This is a genomic window from Clostridium beijerinckii HUN142 (genome assembly GCF_000621745.1).
Classification (GTDB): Bacteria; Bacillota; Clostridia; order Clostridiales; family Clostridiaceae; genus Clostridium; species Clostridium beijerinckii_A.
Genome location: NZ_JHXK01000022.1, coordinates 32,314 through 47,500 on the forward strand (window position 1 = coordinate 32,314; position 15,187 = coordinate 47,500).

General features: G+C 28.7%; 14 protein-coding genes. 11 read left to right on the plus strand and 3 right to left on the minus strand.

Translation table 11 applies throughout. The features are described from left to right. The first annotated feature begins 234 nt into the window (after positions 1 to 234). The 10 genes from T483_RS0112050 to T483_RS0112095 all read left to right on the plus strand — a co-directional run bounded on the left by T483_RS0112050 (position 235) and on the right by T483_RS0112095 (position 10,202). Positions 235 to 657, plus strand: a complete 423-nt coding sequence (locus T483_RS0112050; protein ID WP_026887080.1) for a 3D domain-containing protein — start codon at positions 235 to 237, stop codon at positions 655 to 657. A 447-nt stretch (positions 658 to 1,104) separates the two neighbouring features. Beyond that, positions 1,105 to 1,770 carry an amino acid ABC transporter permease gene (locus T483_RS0112055; RefSeq protein WP_012058721.1) on the plus strand — a complete coding sequence of 222 codons (666 nt, stop codon included), beginning with the start codon at positions 1,105 to 1,107 and terminating at the stop codon, positions 1,768 to 1,770. Beyond that, a complete protein-coding gene (locus T483_RS0112060; RefSeq protein WP_026887081.1) occupies positions 1,751 to 2,428 on the plus strand; it encodes an amino acid ABC transporter permease in 678 nt (225 codons plus the stop codon). Before T483_RS0112055 ends, T483_RS0112060 begins: the two co-directional genes overlap by 20 nt. An 11-nt stretch (positions 2,429 to 2,439) precedes the next feature. Then, positions 2,440 to 3,189, plus strand: coding sequence for an amino acid ABC transporter ATP-binding protein (locus T483_RS0112065; RefSeq protein ID WP_017211656.1), 750 nt, complete (start codon positions 2,440 to 2,442; stop codon positions 3,187 to 3,189). Between the two features lie 24 nt (positions 3,190 to 3,213). Next, positions 3,214 to 4,086, plus strand: a complete 873-nt coding sequence (locus T483_RS0112070; RefSeq protein ID WP_026887082.1) for a cysteine ABC transporter substrate-binding protein — start codon at positions 3,214 to 3,216, stop codon at positions 4,084 to 4,086. 438 nt (positions 4,087 to 4,524) lie between these two features. After that, on the plus strand, positions 4,525 to 5,595 hold the full coding sequence (locus T483_RS0112075) for an HD-GYP domain-containing protein (protein WP_026887083.1): 1,071 nt from the start codon (positions 4,525 to 4,527) through the stop codon (positions 5,593 to 5,595). 15 nt (positions 5,596 to 5,610) lie between these two features. Beyond that, positions 5,611 to 8,466 carry a response regulator gene (locus tag T483_RS0112080; protein WP_026887084.1) on the plus strand — a complete coding sequence of 952 codons (2,856 nt, stop codon included), beginning with the start codon at positions 5,611 to 5,613 and terminating at the stop codon, positions 8,464 to 8,466. A gap of 54 nt (positions 8,467 to 8,520) precedes the next feature. After that, positions 8,521 to 8,883, plus strand: a complete 363-nt coding sequence (locus T483_RS0112085) for a response regulator (protein ID WP_026887085.1) — start codon at positions 8,521 to 8,523, stop codon at positions 8,881 to 8,883. A gap of 418 nt (positions 8,884 to 9,301) precedes the next feature. Continuing rightward, on the plus strand, positions 9,302 to 9,664 hold the full coding sequence (locus tag T483_RS0112090) for a TSUP family transporter (RefSeq protein WP_026887086.1): 363 nt from the start codon (positions 9,302 to 9,304) through the stop codon (positions 9,662 to 9,664). Between the two features lie 184 nt (positions 9,665 to 9,848). Next, positions 9,849 to 10,202 carry a hypothetical protein gene (locus T483_RS0112095; protein WP_026887087.1) on the plus strand — a complete coding sequence of 118 codons (354 nt, stop codon included), beginning with the start codon at positions 9,849 to 9,851 and terminating at the stop codon, positions 10,200 to 10,202. 350 nt (positions 10,203 to 10,552) lie between these two features. On the opposite strand, the gene T483_RS0112100 is transcribed toward T483_RS0112095, so the two are convergent. Next, positions 10,553 to 11,185, minus strand: coding sequence for an aldehyde dehydrogenase (locus T483_RS0112100; protein ID WP_026887088.1), 633 nt, complete (start codon positions 11,183 to 11,185; stop codon positions 10,553 to 10,555). A 441-nt stretch (positions 11,186 to 11,626) separates the two neighbouring features. On the opposite strand from T483_RS0112100, the gene T483_RS0112105 reads away from it, so the two are divergent. Next, positions 11,627 to 12,031 (plus strand): hypothetical protein, encoded by a 405-nt coding sequence (locus T483_RS0112105; RefSeq protein ID WP_026887089.1) that lies wholly within the window; start codon positions 11,627 to 11,629, stop codon positions 12,029 to 12,031. 153 nt (positions 12,032 to 12,184) lie between these two features. Here the strand turns inward: T483_RS0112105 and T483_RS0112110 are convergent, their stop codons facing one another. Together T483_RS0112110 and T483_RS0112115 are read right to left on the minus strand one after the other, a co-directional pair. Beyond that, the gene (locus T483_RS0112110) at positions 12,185 to 13,528 is read right to left on the minus strand and encodes an MATE family efflux transporter (protein WP_026887090.1); all 1,344 of its coding nucleotides are present in this window, start codon (positions 13,526 to 13,528) and stop codon (positions 12,185 to 12,187) included. A gap of 97 nt (positions 13,529 to 13,625) precedes the next feature. Beyond that, on the minus strand, positions 13,626 to 15,158 hold the full coding sequence (locus T483_RS0112115) for a sigma-54-dependent transcriptional regulator (RefSeq protein ID WP_026887091.1): 1,533 nt from the start codon (positions 15,156 to 15,158) through the stop codon (positions 13,626 to 13,628). Between the last annotated feature and the right edge of the window lie 29 nt (positions 15,159 to 15,187).

Below are 15,187 nucleotides of genomic sequence, written 5' to 3' on the forward strand. Positions count from 1 at the left end.
TATAGCCCTTTTTTTATTGTGTAAAATATACATAAATTATTAGATTTAGATACTTTATATAATAAAAAATATTAAAATTATTATGTAAAACAAAAACTAATTTTAATAAAAAAACATATAAAAAATTTAAAAAGTAATAAAAAAGACATAAAATTAATACGTTTACACTTAACAACTAATGAAATTTATGGTATAATAAAAAACGTATTCTGGAAATTGAAAAGGAGAGATTTGATGTCAAAAAGTTATCAATGGATAAAAGTTGCAAAAAAATCAATCGTTTTTTTTGTGGCTTTGAGTATTTATTTAGGTATTGGAACTGCTTTTTCAGCTAATTTAGCTAAGGCGGCTGCGACACAAAATAAAGATATAATCTGCTCAACAACAGCGTACACAGCGGGGACGGGAAGTGTGACAGCAAGTGGAAAAATAGCAAAGAGAAATGCAAGTGGGATAAGTACAGTAGCGGTCGATCCAAGCGTAATTCCTTTTGGAACATATTTATATATAGAAGGTTACGGATATGCAATAGCTGCGGACAGTGGAAGTGCCATAAAAGGAAATTCGATTGATGTTTATTTTGATAGCGATAGTGAATGTGATAATTGGGGTAGAAAAACTGTTAAGGTTACGGTATTTGGAAAATCCGATAATTAAAGAAGAATGAAAATGTTTAACTAATCTAAATAAGTGTTAAAATAATTGATAAGAATAATTTTTAATAATTAAATCCGGAAAGCAATTAATTGAGATGGACTTAGACAAGCTTATTTAGAAATCTAGTGATACTTAATTTTATAAAGTAAATATTCAATCATTATAATGCATAAAAGAAGTGTTTCTATATTAGAAACGCTTCTTTTATTTTAAAAAAGGGAAAATAAATCTAAATCAATTAATAAAATAGTAACAAAATAATTATTTTATTAGTATTTTATTAATAAAATAACTTGTAAAAAGATAAAATGTATAGATAATTTGATATTAATTAACTATTTAATAATATAAACTAATAAGATTGACAAACTAGGAAATAGTTGTTAGTATAAAAGTATTCCTACAAGAATTGTATGAATTAAAAAAGAATTAAAAGGTGATAAATAAATGAATATTGACTGGAATTTCGTAGTGACTAATTTGCCTTTGTATGAGAAAGCTGCATGGCTCACATTAAAGTTAGCTATTGTAGGAATACTTTTATCATTGGTAATAGGATTACTATGCGGAATAATACTATACTTTAAAGTAAGAGTTTTGGATAAAATCGTACAAGCTTATATTGAGCTTTCGAGAAATACTCCACTACTTGTACAGATATTTTTTCTGTATTTTGGTTTGCCTAAATTAGGATTTAAAATGGGTGAAGCTACTTGTGCTATAATTGGGTTAGCATTTCTTGGTGGTAGTTATATGGCTGAAGCTTTTAGAAGCGGAGTTGAAGCTGTAAGCAAAACACAAATTGAATCTGGCATAAGCATTGGTCTTTCAAAGGGCCAACTTATTAGATATGTCATAATTCCACAAGCTTTTTCAGTAAGCATGCCTTCAATAAGTGCAAATTGCATATTTTTATTGAAAGAAACTTCTGTGCTTGGAGCTATATCAATAATGGATCTCACAAATTTAACAAAAGATTTAATAGGAATGTACTATAGAACTTTTGAATCATTATCATTGCTAGTTTTGATTTATCTTATTATGATTCTACCTTTATCATTTCTAATGTCTTGGATAGAAAGGAAGGTTCGATATGCAGAATTCGGCAATTAGTGTTATTTTTCAAGCAAACAATATTAAGCGTTTATTTGAAGGCCTGTTTGTAACGGCAGAAATTGCTTTTATATCTATTATTATAGGATCTATATTAGGGATACTTATAGGATTGAGTAGGACTACAAAATCGAAGGCGATACTTTTTATTAACAGAGTTTACCTAGAAGCTTTTAGAATAATACCAACGTTGGTTTGGCTATTTGTATTCTACTTTGGGGTTACTACAGCATTAAATATAAACCTTAGTGGAGAAGTTGTTTCTGTTATTGTATTCAGTCTTTGGGGAGCAGCAGAAATGGGAGATATAGTAAGAGGATCTCTTCAATCATTACCAAAACATCAGATTGAATCAGGGAAGGCTTTAGGTTTAAATTATTATCAAATATATAGATATGTACTTATGCCTCAAGCTATAAGAAGAATGATACCTGGAACAATCAATTTAGCAACTAGAATGATTAAAACTACTTCGCTTGTAGTTTTAATAGGTGTTATAGATGTAGTTAAGATGGGTCAGCAGATTATTGAAAGTTCAAGATTTCAATTTCCTACTGCTTCTTTCTGGATTTATGGTTTTATATTCTTCTTGTACTTTATAATATGTTATCCACTATCAAAAATATCGAAAAGACTAGAATCAAAGTGGAATAATTAGGAGGAACATACATGGATAAGAATAATAATCCTGTCTTGCTTGAAATACAGGATGTTCACAAAAAATACGATGAAAAAGAAATATTAAAAGGTATTGACTTAAGTCTTCATAAAGGAGAAGTATTAGTTATTTTAGGGCCTTCAGGCTGTGGAAAAAGTACTTTTTTGAGATGTCTCAATGGACTAGAAAAAATTCAAGGTGGAGATATTAAATTTAAGGAACAAAGTTTTACAGATAAAAATGCCGATTGGCAAAAGATTCACGAGAAAATAGGAATGGTTTTTCAAAACTATGAATTATTTCCTCATATGACGGTTATTGAAAACATACTTTTAGGTCCTTTAAAGGTTCAGAAAAGAGAGAAATCTGAGGCACTTGCTCAAGCAGAACAACTCTTAAATAAGGTTGGATTACTTGACAGGAAAGATTCATATCCACGTCAACTTTCAGGGGGACAAAAGCAAAGAATAGCTATAGTTAGAGCATTATGTATGAATCCTGAGATAATACTTTTTGATGAAGTAACAGCATCTCTTGATCCAGAAATGGTAAGGGAAGTACTAGATGTTATATTAGGCTTAGCTAAGCAAGGCATGACTATGGTAATTGTCACACATGAAATGGGATTTGCCCAATCAGTGGCAGATAGGATAATCTTTATGGATGAGGGCAAAATATGTGAAGAATCGGGTCCAAAAGAATTCTTTACAAATCCAAAGACAGAACGTGCTAAGCACTTTCTAAATATATTTCAATTTTAATTATTAATAGGGGGATGACAAAATATGAAAAGCATAAAAAAAATAGTAGCAGCTTTACTTTTAAGTACTGTAGTAGTTGGAAGTTTTGTTGGCTGTGGTAATTCAGCAGAAACTAATAAAGGTGATTCCAATAAAGCAGCGTCTAGCTCTTTAGAAGACATAAAAAAACGTGGAACTATAAAGATTGGTGTATTTAGTGATAAAGCTCCATTTGGATATGTTGACTCAGAAGGAAAAAACCAAGGATTTGATGTATATGTTGCAAAGAGATTTGCTAAAGATTTACTTGGAGATGAGTCAAAAGTTGAATTTGTTTTAGTTGATGCAGCAAGTAGAGTTTCTTATTTAGAATCTAAAAAAGTTGATATAATTATGGCTAACTTTACTGTTACTGATGAGAGAAAAGAAAAAGTTGATTTTGCAAATCCTTATATGAAAGTATCACTTGGTGTAGTTTCACCAGATGGCGCTAAAATTACTTCAGAAGATCAACTTAAAGGTAAAAAGGTTATTGTAGCTAAGGGAACAACTGCTGAAACTTATATGACTAAAAATCATCCAGACGTTGAGCTAGTAAAATATGAACAATATTCAGAAATATTCCAAGCGCTAAAAGATAAACGTGGTGACGCTATATTAAGTGATAACACAGAAGTTATTGCATGGGCTAAAGATAACCCTGGATTCTCTGTGGGTATACCATCACTTGGAAGTACAGATACCATTGCTCCAGCTGTTACTAAAGGTAATACAGAGCTTAAAGATTGGATTAATACTGAACTTGAAAACTTAGGTAAAGAGAACTTTGTGCACAAAGCTTATGATGAAACATTAAAATCAGTATATGGTGCTGAATTTGAAGATAGCCTTGTAGTTGAAGGTGGAAAAATACAATAAAAATTTTTAAAGGATGTGGATGCAATGCAATCTTCATCCTTTATTTTATATACTCAGATTATACGCTGTAATTTAATGTTTGAGAAGTATTATGCTCAGCCAAGTATTTTGAAATACTTAATTAAAGTTTTTTAAGAAAGTTATGGCTTGTAAAGAGAATAGAAAAGAAAATATATTCGCCTGCGATTTTGTTCTCGTTTTGAGGATTGGAATGTACGAAGTTTGTATTCATGGGCATTAAATCGATTAATATCGATATTTTTTATGTAGTCAAATGTGTAAGATTATGCTAATATTTAAATATGAATACCTATTTGGGTAAGTTTTTGATTTATAAGTCTAATTAGTAAAAATCCAAATAGATTTTAATATGTGTTTGCTTTCTATAGAAGTTTTTTATGAGCAAGCAATAGTTAATTATTTCATTCGGAGGTGCATATGAGAGTTGTTAGTGTTTCCAGCCTAAAGGGAGACGAAATACTAGGGAAACAGATTTTTGATGAATCAGGTAGAGTTTTACTTAGCGTTGGAGTAAAGCTGAAGCCTTATTATATCGAAAAAATTAAGGAACTTGGTATTTATTCGGTATATATTGATGATGATATATCAAAAAATCTTAATATTGAAGAAAGTATTTCTGATAAGACACGGCAAATGAGTAAGCTTGCAGTAAAAAAAATGATAGATGGATATTGCCGTGAAGGAAAAACTGATAATAACAGCGTTATGAATTCTGTTAACTCAGTCATTGAGGATATATTATCCAATAAGAATGTTTTAATAAATGTTGCAGAAATAAGTGCTAGCGACACTAATATATATTCTCATTCTGTAAATGTATGCGTATTAGCTACAATAATAGGGACTCACATGGGATACAGTATGTCAAGATTAAAAGACATAGCTGCAGGTGCACTTTTACATGATATTGGTAAAATAAGAATTATGAATGATAAAAAAATTTCGTCTGAATTTAAAGATGAAAATGAATACAATAAATATTTGGAATTAATGCATCCTAAGATTGGATACGATTTTCTAGGAGATCAACATGTTTGGAACGCATATGTTAAAGTGGCTGTTTTAATGCATCATGAGAGAAATGATGGAAGTGGATATCCTTTGCATCTAAAAGGAGATGAAATAAATCAATTAGCAAAAATTGTATCAATTTGTGATACGTTTGATAATATGATATCCGGTAGAGGAGCAAATGAACGAAAAACTGTGTATGAAGCAATCGAATATCTAATAGGTATGAGCAATATTTATTTTGATGAAGAAATAGTGAGGAAATTTACTATGAATATAGCAGCTTTTCCTACAGGAAGTGGGGTTATTCTAAATTCAAATGAAAAAGGATTAGTTGTAAAGCAAAACAACTCAATGCCAATGCGCCCAGTAATAAAGGTGTTATATAACGAAACAGGAAGTTTGCTATCTGAACCTTATGAAGTCGATTTACTTAAAGAGTTAACGCTTTTTATTACAAAGACTTGTGAAATTTAATTTTAGGAGGATAACATGAATAGTCAGAACAATGATGAGGTAAATATTTATTCTAATGATTTCCTAAAATTAATGAATAGTATTCACGTAAGATTTTTAGAGGTAAATTCCATGAATTATAATGACTTATTAAGAAAATCATTAGAGGAAGTTGGAGCGTTTTTTGATTTAGATAGAATTTATATATATCATTTTTCTAAAGATCCTGCTTTTATGGAAATAGAATGTCAATGGAATAAAAAGTTTGTAAAACCCAAAAGGGAAGTTATAGAGGAAGAAGTTGTTTACGCTCGTCCATGGTTAATTCGTCAAATTAAAAATAAAGATTTTGTTGCAATAAATAATATAACTGAATTTCCGGTTGATGCAGCATTTGAATTAGAAGCTTTTAATATAGAAGGAATAAAATCGTCTCTTATATTTCCACTGAAAGACAAAAGTAAAGTAATAGGTTTTATAGGATTTGAAACCTTATTGAAACCTATAATATGGCAACCGGATCAGATAAAAATATTAAATAATATTTCAAAGTTTTTAGAGTTTATAAAAGCTAGGATTACAAAATTAAAAGAATACGAATCGCTTCTTAATGGTCAGACTATTTTACTCGATAATGCTGCCTCTCAGATCTGGGCACTAACCAATGTTACTTCCTATGCTACTGTTAATGAGGCTCATGCAGAATTCTTTGGAAAGAAAAAAGATGATTTAGAATATAAAGATCTATATGATATATTTGATATTGATACTGCCAATAAGTTATCTGAAAATAATTGGGAACTATTTAGGAATGATGAGCCATCAGAGAAAGAGCTTAATATCAAGAATTGGAAAGGCGAGGACAGGCTTCTTCAAGTTAAAAGCAAACCTATTAAAGATGAATCAGGTAATATTAAATATCTTATTTGTACAGCACAGGATATTACGGAACAGAGGATCGCAGAAGCTGAATTATATAAAGCTAAAGTTGAAGCTGAATCGGCCAATATAGCAAAGAGTCAGTTTCTTGCAAATATGTCACATGAAATAAGAACCCCGATGAATGGAATATTTGGATTTTTAGAATTATTAGAATCTGGAAATCTCTCTTTAGAACATAAAGAATTTGTACGTGAAGCAAAATCTGCTTCAGATATTTTGCTGAATATTATTAATGATATATTGGATTTTTCAAAGATCGAGGCTAAAAAGTTAATATTAGAGAACATAAATTTTAATTTAAGAACTGTTATAGAAGATGCTGTTTCACTTTTTGTTCCCAAATCTTTAGAAAAAGGAATTCAGCTTTATACCATAATTGATCCAACTATTCCAGATGAGGTTGTAGGTGATCCATCAAGACTTAAGCAAATATTAAATAACCTTTTAAGCAATGGTATTAAATTTACTGATACAGGCGAAATTTCAGTTAAGGTTGATTATTTTGAGGAAGAAAATGATGTAGCTCTTCTTGAATTTGAAATAAAGGATACTGGAATTGGAATTAGCAGTAAAGATATTCAAAAGCTTTTTAAAGCTTTTAATCAAGCAGATGCATCTACAACAAGAAAATATGGTGGAACTGGACTGGGGCTTTCTATCTGTCGAGAATTGGTTAAGATGATGGATGGTGAAATAACTGTTAGCAGTGTATTGGATAAAGGATCTACTTTTAAATTTTGTGTAAGATTAAAAATATCTAAAAGGGCTTCTGAACATAATTCTATGTTCGAAAAGGTTAATGACGTGAATATTTTGATTGTTGACAATAATGAAAATAGTAGGAATATTACAAGTTCTTATCTCAAAGGAACTGGCTTACATATAATTGAGGTTAATGGCGCTGGTGAAGCAATTGCGACAATTATTTCCAATGATAATACAAAAAATAAGATAAGCATTGTAATTATTGATTGCGAAATACCAGGAATGAATTGTTATGAACTTGCACGAACATTAAAAAATATACCTATAGCAAAAGATATCAAATTAATACTTTTAATGTCTCGGTATAAGGGAGAGTTTGAGGTAGCAATGGATCATGGTTTTTCATCTTATTTGACCAAGCCACTGAAAAGAGATGATTTACTTAACTGTATTGCTGTAAATTTAGGCTTGAGAAAAGAAGATGAAGAAGCTTTTGAAGACTTAAATAAAAATATAGCTAAAAATATTTATAATTTATCAGAAATTAGAATTTTATTGGCCGAGGATAATGAAGTTAACAGAAAAATTTTTATAAGCATGCTTAAGTCTCGTGGTATTACTTGCGATGTGGCAGTAGATGGTAAAGAAGCATTAAGAAAAGTATCAGAGGAAGAGTATGATATTGTATTTATGGATTGTCAGATGCCGGTAATGGATGGATATGAAGCCACTGCTGAAATAAGAAAGATTGAAAAAAATAGAAAACATACAAAAATTGTTGCAGTAACTGCTAATGCTATGCAAGGTGATTCGGAAAAATGTATTAAATCTGGAATGGATAGTTATATTACTAAACCTATCAATTTTAATATTGTATTTAAAATAATTGAGGAAAGTGTTAAAAATAAAAATCATAATACAATAGATTATTCTAGAATAATAGATAACTATGTTAATGAATTTTCTAAAGATACAGGACTTGATATAGAAGATGCATTAGAAATATTTGAAGACTACATAAAATGTTTGCCTGATTTGTTGGATGGAATTAATGATGCAATTAATACTAACGACTTTAATAAGCTAGCGAAGTTTGCTCATGAATTAAAAGGTTCCTCTGGAACACTAAAAATAAATTCCATCCACGAGTTAGCTACAAAACTCGATAAAGAAGCTTTAGAAGAAAAATTAGATGAATGTAATAAGATTTTTGGACAAATAAAAGATTTGTTTTATAAAATATAATTTAAAAATAGAAGTTAAATTATAAAAATTACGGATATAAAGGAGTTTTTTAGTATGAAAAAGATTTTGATAGTCGATGATTCATCGTATATGCGAATGTTTATACGAAAAATCATTCAAAAAAGGGGAACTTATATGATGTTAGAGGCATCAGGTAAAGATGACGCAGTAGAAACATATAAGATTGAAAGCCCTGATATTGTAATTTTAGATTTAAATATGTCTGAAGTTAGAAATGATGGCATTGATGTTTTGAGTCAAATAATGAGTATTGATCCTGAAGCAGTGGTGATTATTATATCAGCAGTAGGATATGATGACGTCAAAGATGAATGCTTAGCCTTAGGGGCTAAGAGTTACATAAAAAAACCATTTGATACTGAAACTTTAATAAAGACACTAGAAGAATATAAATAGAATTCTAATAAAAAATGAAATATTGTTGTAGATACTGAATAAAATATATATTAGTAGATAAAATGAGATTAAAGAATGCAGTTATTAATGGAAAATGTATTCTTTAATTTTTTGTTAATAAGGAATAAATTTAGGTGTTTATAAACAACCTAACATTATATAATCAAATAATTTTAATAAGTAGAGTAGAAATCTTATTTGTAATAAGTGGAATATGCGTTGCAATAATAAGTTTCCGTATGCTAACATTATAGGATATGTATTCAATTAATATTAGTATATGAAAAATAAATTGCAATATATTATTATAAATAACACTTATTCAAAATAGATATATGCTATAAAATGACAATCAATATATGCTATTTTTTTTAAATTAGAGAAACAATTTATTTGAAATTTATTGGAGGAGGATTTTATGTTAGATATTATAATTTACATAATAGTAGGTGTTGCAGCAGGTATTTTGAGTGGTTTGTTTGGAATTGGTGGTGGAATAATTATAATTCCTGCGTTGATGTATTTAAAAGGATTTTCACAGCTTACAGCTCAGGGAACATCTCTTGTTGCAATGCTTCCACCCGTTGGTTTACTTGCATTTATGGAATATTATAAGAAAGGTAATACAAATATAACTGCGGGTATAGTTATTTGTGTTACTATGCTAATTAGTGCAAAGTTTGGAGGTCAACTTGCAAATATTCTTCCGGCAAGCATAATGAAAAAAGCTTTTGGAATATTTATTATTTTGGTTGGAATAAAAACTTTCATAGGTAAGTGATAAAATTTAATTAGCCAGTAAAAATAAAAAATGTAATCACTAATTTATTATAAGTTAGTGATTATATTTTTTGTTTTAGGAATCTAATTTCTATATATTGATTTACAAAATACTCTAAAAGTAGTATTATATAACCAAACATAAGTTCGGCACATATATTTACGTTTGAAAGGGTTAAAGGATTATGGCAATATTTGATGATATTCAATGTATATATTCATTTAAGGATAAAAATAATAAATCAAGGGATGAAAAGCGCAAGTGTATGGTTATTTTAGATAAAGGTTACATCAAACTTGAAATTATCGGAATACATGACCAATTTTTTATGGAAGAAAAAATTTTAAGACAAGCTTTTGAAAGCAAAAATCGCATTGAAACTAAAGGTATTTATAAAGATGGTGAAAATTCATTGGTGTTAAGAATTGATATTAATATAAATGTTCTGTCTCTAATAACTAGCTTTTATATTGTGAATTTAGATAATGCTATTGGAATTAGCAATTTTAACTTAAGTAAAATATTAACTATTTCTTAAACATCTTTATATGTTAGGATATTGATATTTTTTTGAAATATATAAGAGATGATAAATTTTTTATTCTTTTAAAATACCAAACCGAGTTAATTAATCTGTTCAGAAATTATACCATCTAGGAGTATCTTGTTCACAGATTTTACTGAATTATAATTTCATAAACAATAAAAAAGCCCCAATAGGGGGTACTTTAATTAAACAAAGTGAGTGAAAATACGATGGATGTGCTAAAAATTTTAATATTTAATTCAATATTTTTTTAAATACATACCATTATATATTCACTCAGGGCTATAGATCGAATCAAATCTATTAAATTTATGCTTTTCAACAATTTAATTACCAGCTAACTAAAGAGCTATTCTTCTAGTGTCTTGATTGTCTATTGCAGAAACAAGAGTTATTTTTTCGTGTGCAACCATAATATCAGTACTTTCAACATTAGGGTTTTTTACTGTTACTACAAGATTTTTTGGACCACCTACTGAATCTATAGCTTTATTTATAAGCTTAATAGTATAAGAAAATAATTCTTTTATATTTTCATTTGATGAAAATACGACTGCCTGTCCAGCTTTAAGCATTAAAATGCTATTTTTAATTATTGTTTCGATAGGATTAGATGCTTGAACAATAACTCCATTTACAGTATTAGAATTATCACAGTTAATTGTAGCCAATCTAGCCTCAAGATATTTATCATTTAAACATTTATCTAATGCATTAGTATTATTATAAAGAATATTACTGTATGAGTCATCACCATTCTCTTTACAAGTCATTAAACTAAGTTCTTCTAAGTGGAGTTCTAGTTCCTTAATGACTGAATCTACTATTTCATTCTTTTTTAATTCACTGCATTGCTTATATTCTTCACATGCAACATGAGCTAATTTAATAGCATCTTCCATGGTATCAAAAACTCCAAATTCTCCTTGTCTGTCAATTATAATTGCATATTGAATTGGTTTTTTTACTATCATAGTATTTATCCCCCTCATATTTATAAATTTAATTTTTCACTATGATTTCTGCTAATATAGAAGCAGAAGAAGTTAAATAATTAACGTTAATAATTTAACAATAATATTTAAAAAAATATAGACATTTATATTACTATCTTATTAAATATTATAACAATATGTTACTGATTATTCAAGTGGTTGTTGTGAATTTTCTGAATTTTACTTAAAATTGTTAAAAAACTAGCTAATTACAAATTCTATTTGAAGAATATGTATATAAAATGATGATAAAAAACAATAATTTAACAATCTTTAAAAAATATATAAAGATAATAAAGTTTATTTTTCTTATGATTAATTATTTATATAACATAAGTAATTAATATTTCTACTAATAATATTTGACAAAAACATCAAACAATATACAATTATCTTATTAGAATATAGGGGGAATTATAAATGAAAAAAATAGTTAGTAGATTAATATTTGGTTTTGTATTATTTTCAATAATTGGATATAGCGGCATTCCAGAGAAGGTGAAAAATGAATATATTAATAGTAATAAGTATGCCGGAATACATATGAAAGAAATAAAAGAGAGATCAGTTCTAAATAATTCAGGAGAAGAAATAGGAAAAAGAGGAGAGGTTACATATAATCCTGATAAGATAACAGATGAAGCTTTAATAAATTTTTATAACGATAAGATCAAGAACACTGGGTATAACTATTATACTCTAATAAATGAAAAAGATAAAACGCAAGGTATTGTGTCAATTGCATGCGTAAATGTATTAACATATTCAGAAATAGATGACAATGGATATATAGTAAAAGCAAATAAAAATTTTGAAGTTAAATAGAAGTTTGAAAATTATAACTTTTAATTTCATTTATAAGTTAATTAAAAGAAGGCATTAAAATAATTGTAGAGACTATTTTAGTGCCTTCCTTTAATATTTATTTTAAGCTGAAATTTATAAATTTCAACCTTCTATCTGAAGTTTCTTTTTAGTTTAATTGTTATTTCTTAATAAATCATTTTTTCTTTTAAATATAAAATAGTACGGAACTTCATAAGCTAGCATGAATATCCATCCTATAAGGCTGGCATAGGCCATGCTTATCATTCCTATATGAGAAACTAATATAAAAACAAATATTACTCTAAATGATATTTGTATAAGTGTAGAAATTAATGTGATTTTCATATTTCCCATACCTCTGAAAAAGCCTTGAATACCATTTGTAAAGGCGGGAAATATATAGAAAAATGCCATAAGACTTAAATAACTTACACCCAAGTCAACCATGTTATTATCACTAGAAGAGACAAATAATTTCATTATAGGTGTCTTCAAACTTAATATAACTAAGCAAATTATTATCCAATAGCAAAATTCTATGAACAAGCCAACTCTAAATCCGGCTTTAATACGACCTTTATCATTTGCGCCACGATTTTGGGCAATAAAAGTCATCATTCCATTAGATATACTTTGCTCTGGAGTGAATGCAAAATCATCAACTCTGTTTACGGCATTAAAGGCTGCTATTGTAGCTACCCCTAATGGATTAATAGCACCTTGAATTAATAGCTTACCGATTGGCTGACAAGATTGCTGTAAAGCTGTTATTGATCCGTGCTGGAGTGTTTGTTTTAAAAGAGCTCTATCTAATTTTATATCTTGTTTAGATAATCTTAACAATGGTACTTTTTTATATATGTAAATTATACAAAATAGAGCAGAGCAAGCTTCAGCGATAGTTGTAGCTAGTCCAGCTCCAAGTACTCCCATATTAAACCCTCCTATAAAAATAAAATCAAGACATCCATTTAAAATAGATGCTATAGCTAGGAATCTTATTGGAGTTTTTGAATCTCCAACACTTCTCATTGCTGCAGATACTGCGTTATATAAATATGTAAAAGGCATCGCAGCAAATATTATTCTTAGATAGAGTGTTGCAGGCTCGAGAATTTCATTTGGAACTCCAAGGAGGTTTAATATATCCTTGGAAAAGATTAAACCTAGTATCACAATTACTAGAGAAAAAAAACATCCAAATATTAAAGTTGTCGAGATTTCCTTCTTTAATTCTTCATATTTCCCAGCCCCAAAAAATTCGCTCATAAGAACTGAGGCTCCGATACATATACCTGTTATTCCTAAAATTACAATATTCATTACAGGATTAGCTGTTCCAACAGCTGCTAAAGCATCTGTTCCAGAAAATCTTCCTACTATGATCGAATCTACAGCATTATAAGTAAGTTGTAGTAGGTTTCCAAGTATTAATGGTATGGAAAAGCTTATGAGATGCTTAGGTATATTCCCTTTAGTCATATCTTTAGTCATAATTTTCACTTCCTTAATATTTCTTCATTAGGTTATTATACTAAAGGTATGATTACGTCTTCAACAAACTAATCATAGAAAATGTTTCATTTTGAAATCATTTTAACTTTCTCCATAATGTACTATGACTAATTTTTAATCTTTTTTCAACTTTAACTTGATTCATTCCTTCTTGCTCAATTACATACTTTATAATGCGAGTTTCTATTTCTTTTAGACTTCCATTTAAATCAATAGGAACTAGAGAAGCATTTTTGTGATTTTCAATTTCAACTTTTAATGCTGCTTTAACTTCATCAACATTAATATAAGAATTGTTACATTTAAGTGCCAATTGATTTACTACTCTCGTAAATTGCCTCACATTTTCCGGCCAAGTGTAGTCAGATAGTAATTTTATACCATCTTCTTTTATTCCGACAACCTGACTTGCACACCTTAAGTCTAGCTTTGCAAGATACATACTTACCATATTGCTGATTTCATTACTGTAATTTTTTAAAGGTTTTAATTCAATTCTAACTTCATCCATTATTGAGCGGAGTTGCCTAAGTAATTTTCCGCTACTAACACAGATTTCTACAGGAAGTTCGCAAGAGGCAATTATTTTAATAGTATTGTTTTTATCTAATTTTTTCAAAATATTAGCTATTTTTTTTTGTCCCTCTTTACATAGTGTATCAATATCCTCCAAAAATAATGTGCCACCTTCATCCTTAAAGTTATCGATTATAAGTCCATATAGTGAGTCGTAGTTGTAATGTTCTGGGATAGAGTGGCAGCTTATGCACATTAAGCTTTTTCTTTTTTGAGGACCATAATAAGTACATAGGTATCCGACATCATTTTTACACATCCCATCCTCACCAGTAATAATTGTTGGAAGTGGTGTATTACTTAGATATGATATTTGAGATAAAATTGTTTGTGGGAATACTGTATGTACAAAACTTGGTGATATTTCGTCTGAATCCAATATTTTTATAAAATCGTTGATATTATTTTTTTCTCTTTTTTTGTAATGTGAATACTCAATTGCTTCATATTTTAAATCTTTCTTATTAGAAAGAGCATTGCATAAACGAACTGCTTCATCAATGGCACTTTTTACAGCCTCAATTCCACTTGTAATAAGTATGCTATTAATTCCAAACTCTTGCGCTGTTTCATATACCAGATTATCGCCAATAATGAGTTCATAGTTTTCTTGTTTTAGTTCTTTAATTAAGTCTCGAATATCTTTATGTTCTAAATAACACTTTGATTCGATTGAATAACCTAAAAGTTCGCTTAGTTGTTTAAATGATTTGAATATATTTGGATAAGATAAAAATATTTTTTTTCCATTATATCCTTGAGATAATTTTAAAATTCTAAGTATATCAAAGGCATTAATATAAATTTCAACAATAGGAGTTTGAGTAATTGTTCTGCAAATTTCAGCAGTACCGCCTCTTGTTATGATTACATCATATTTTTCATTTATATTTACTTGTTTCAGGATCTTGGGTCCTTGTTCATAATTACCTTGATATACATCAATTTGAAAATCTTTATATTCAGATGAAACTGACATTGCAATTTCTTTTAAGCCAAAGTAGGGCGCTAAAAAAAGTATTTTCGTTTTCATAATTGCATTTTCTCCATTAATTTATTTAT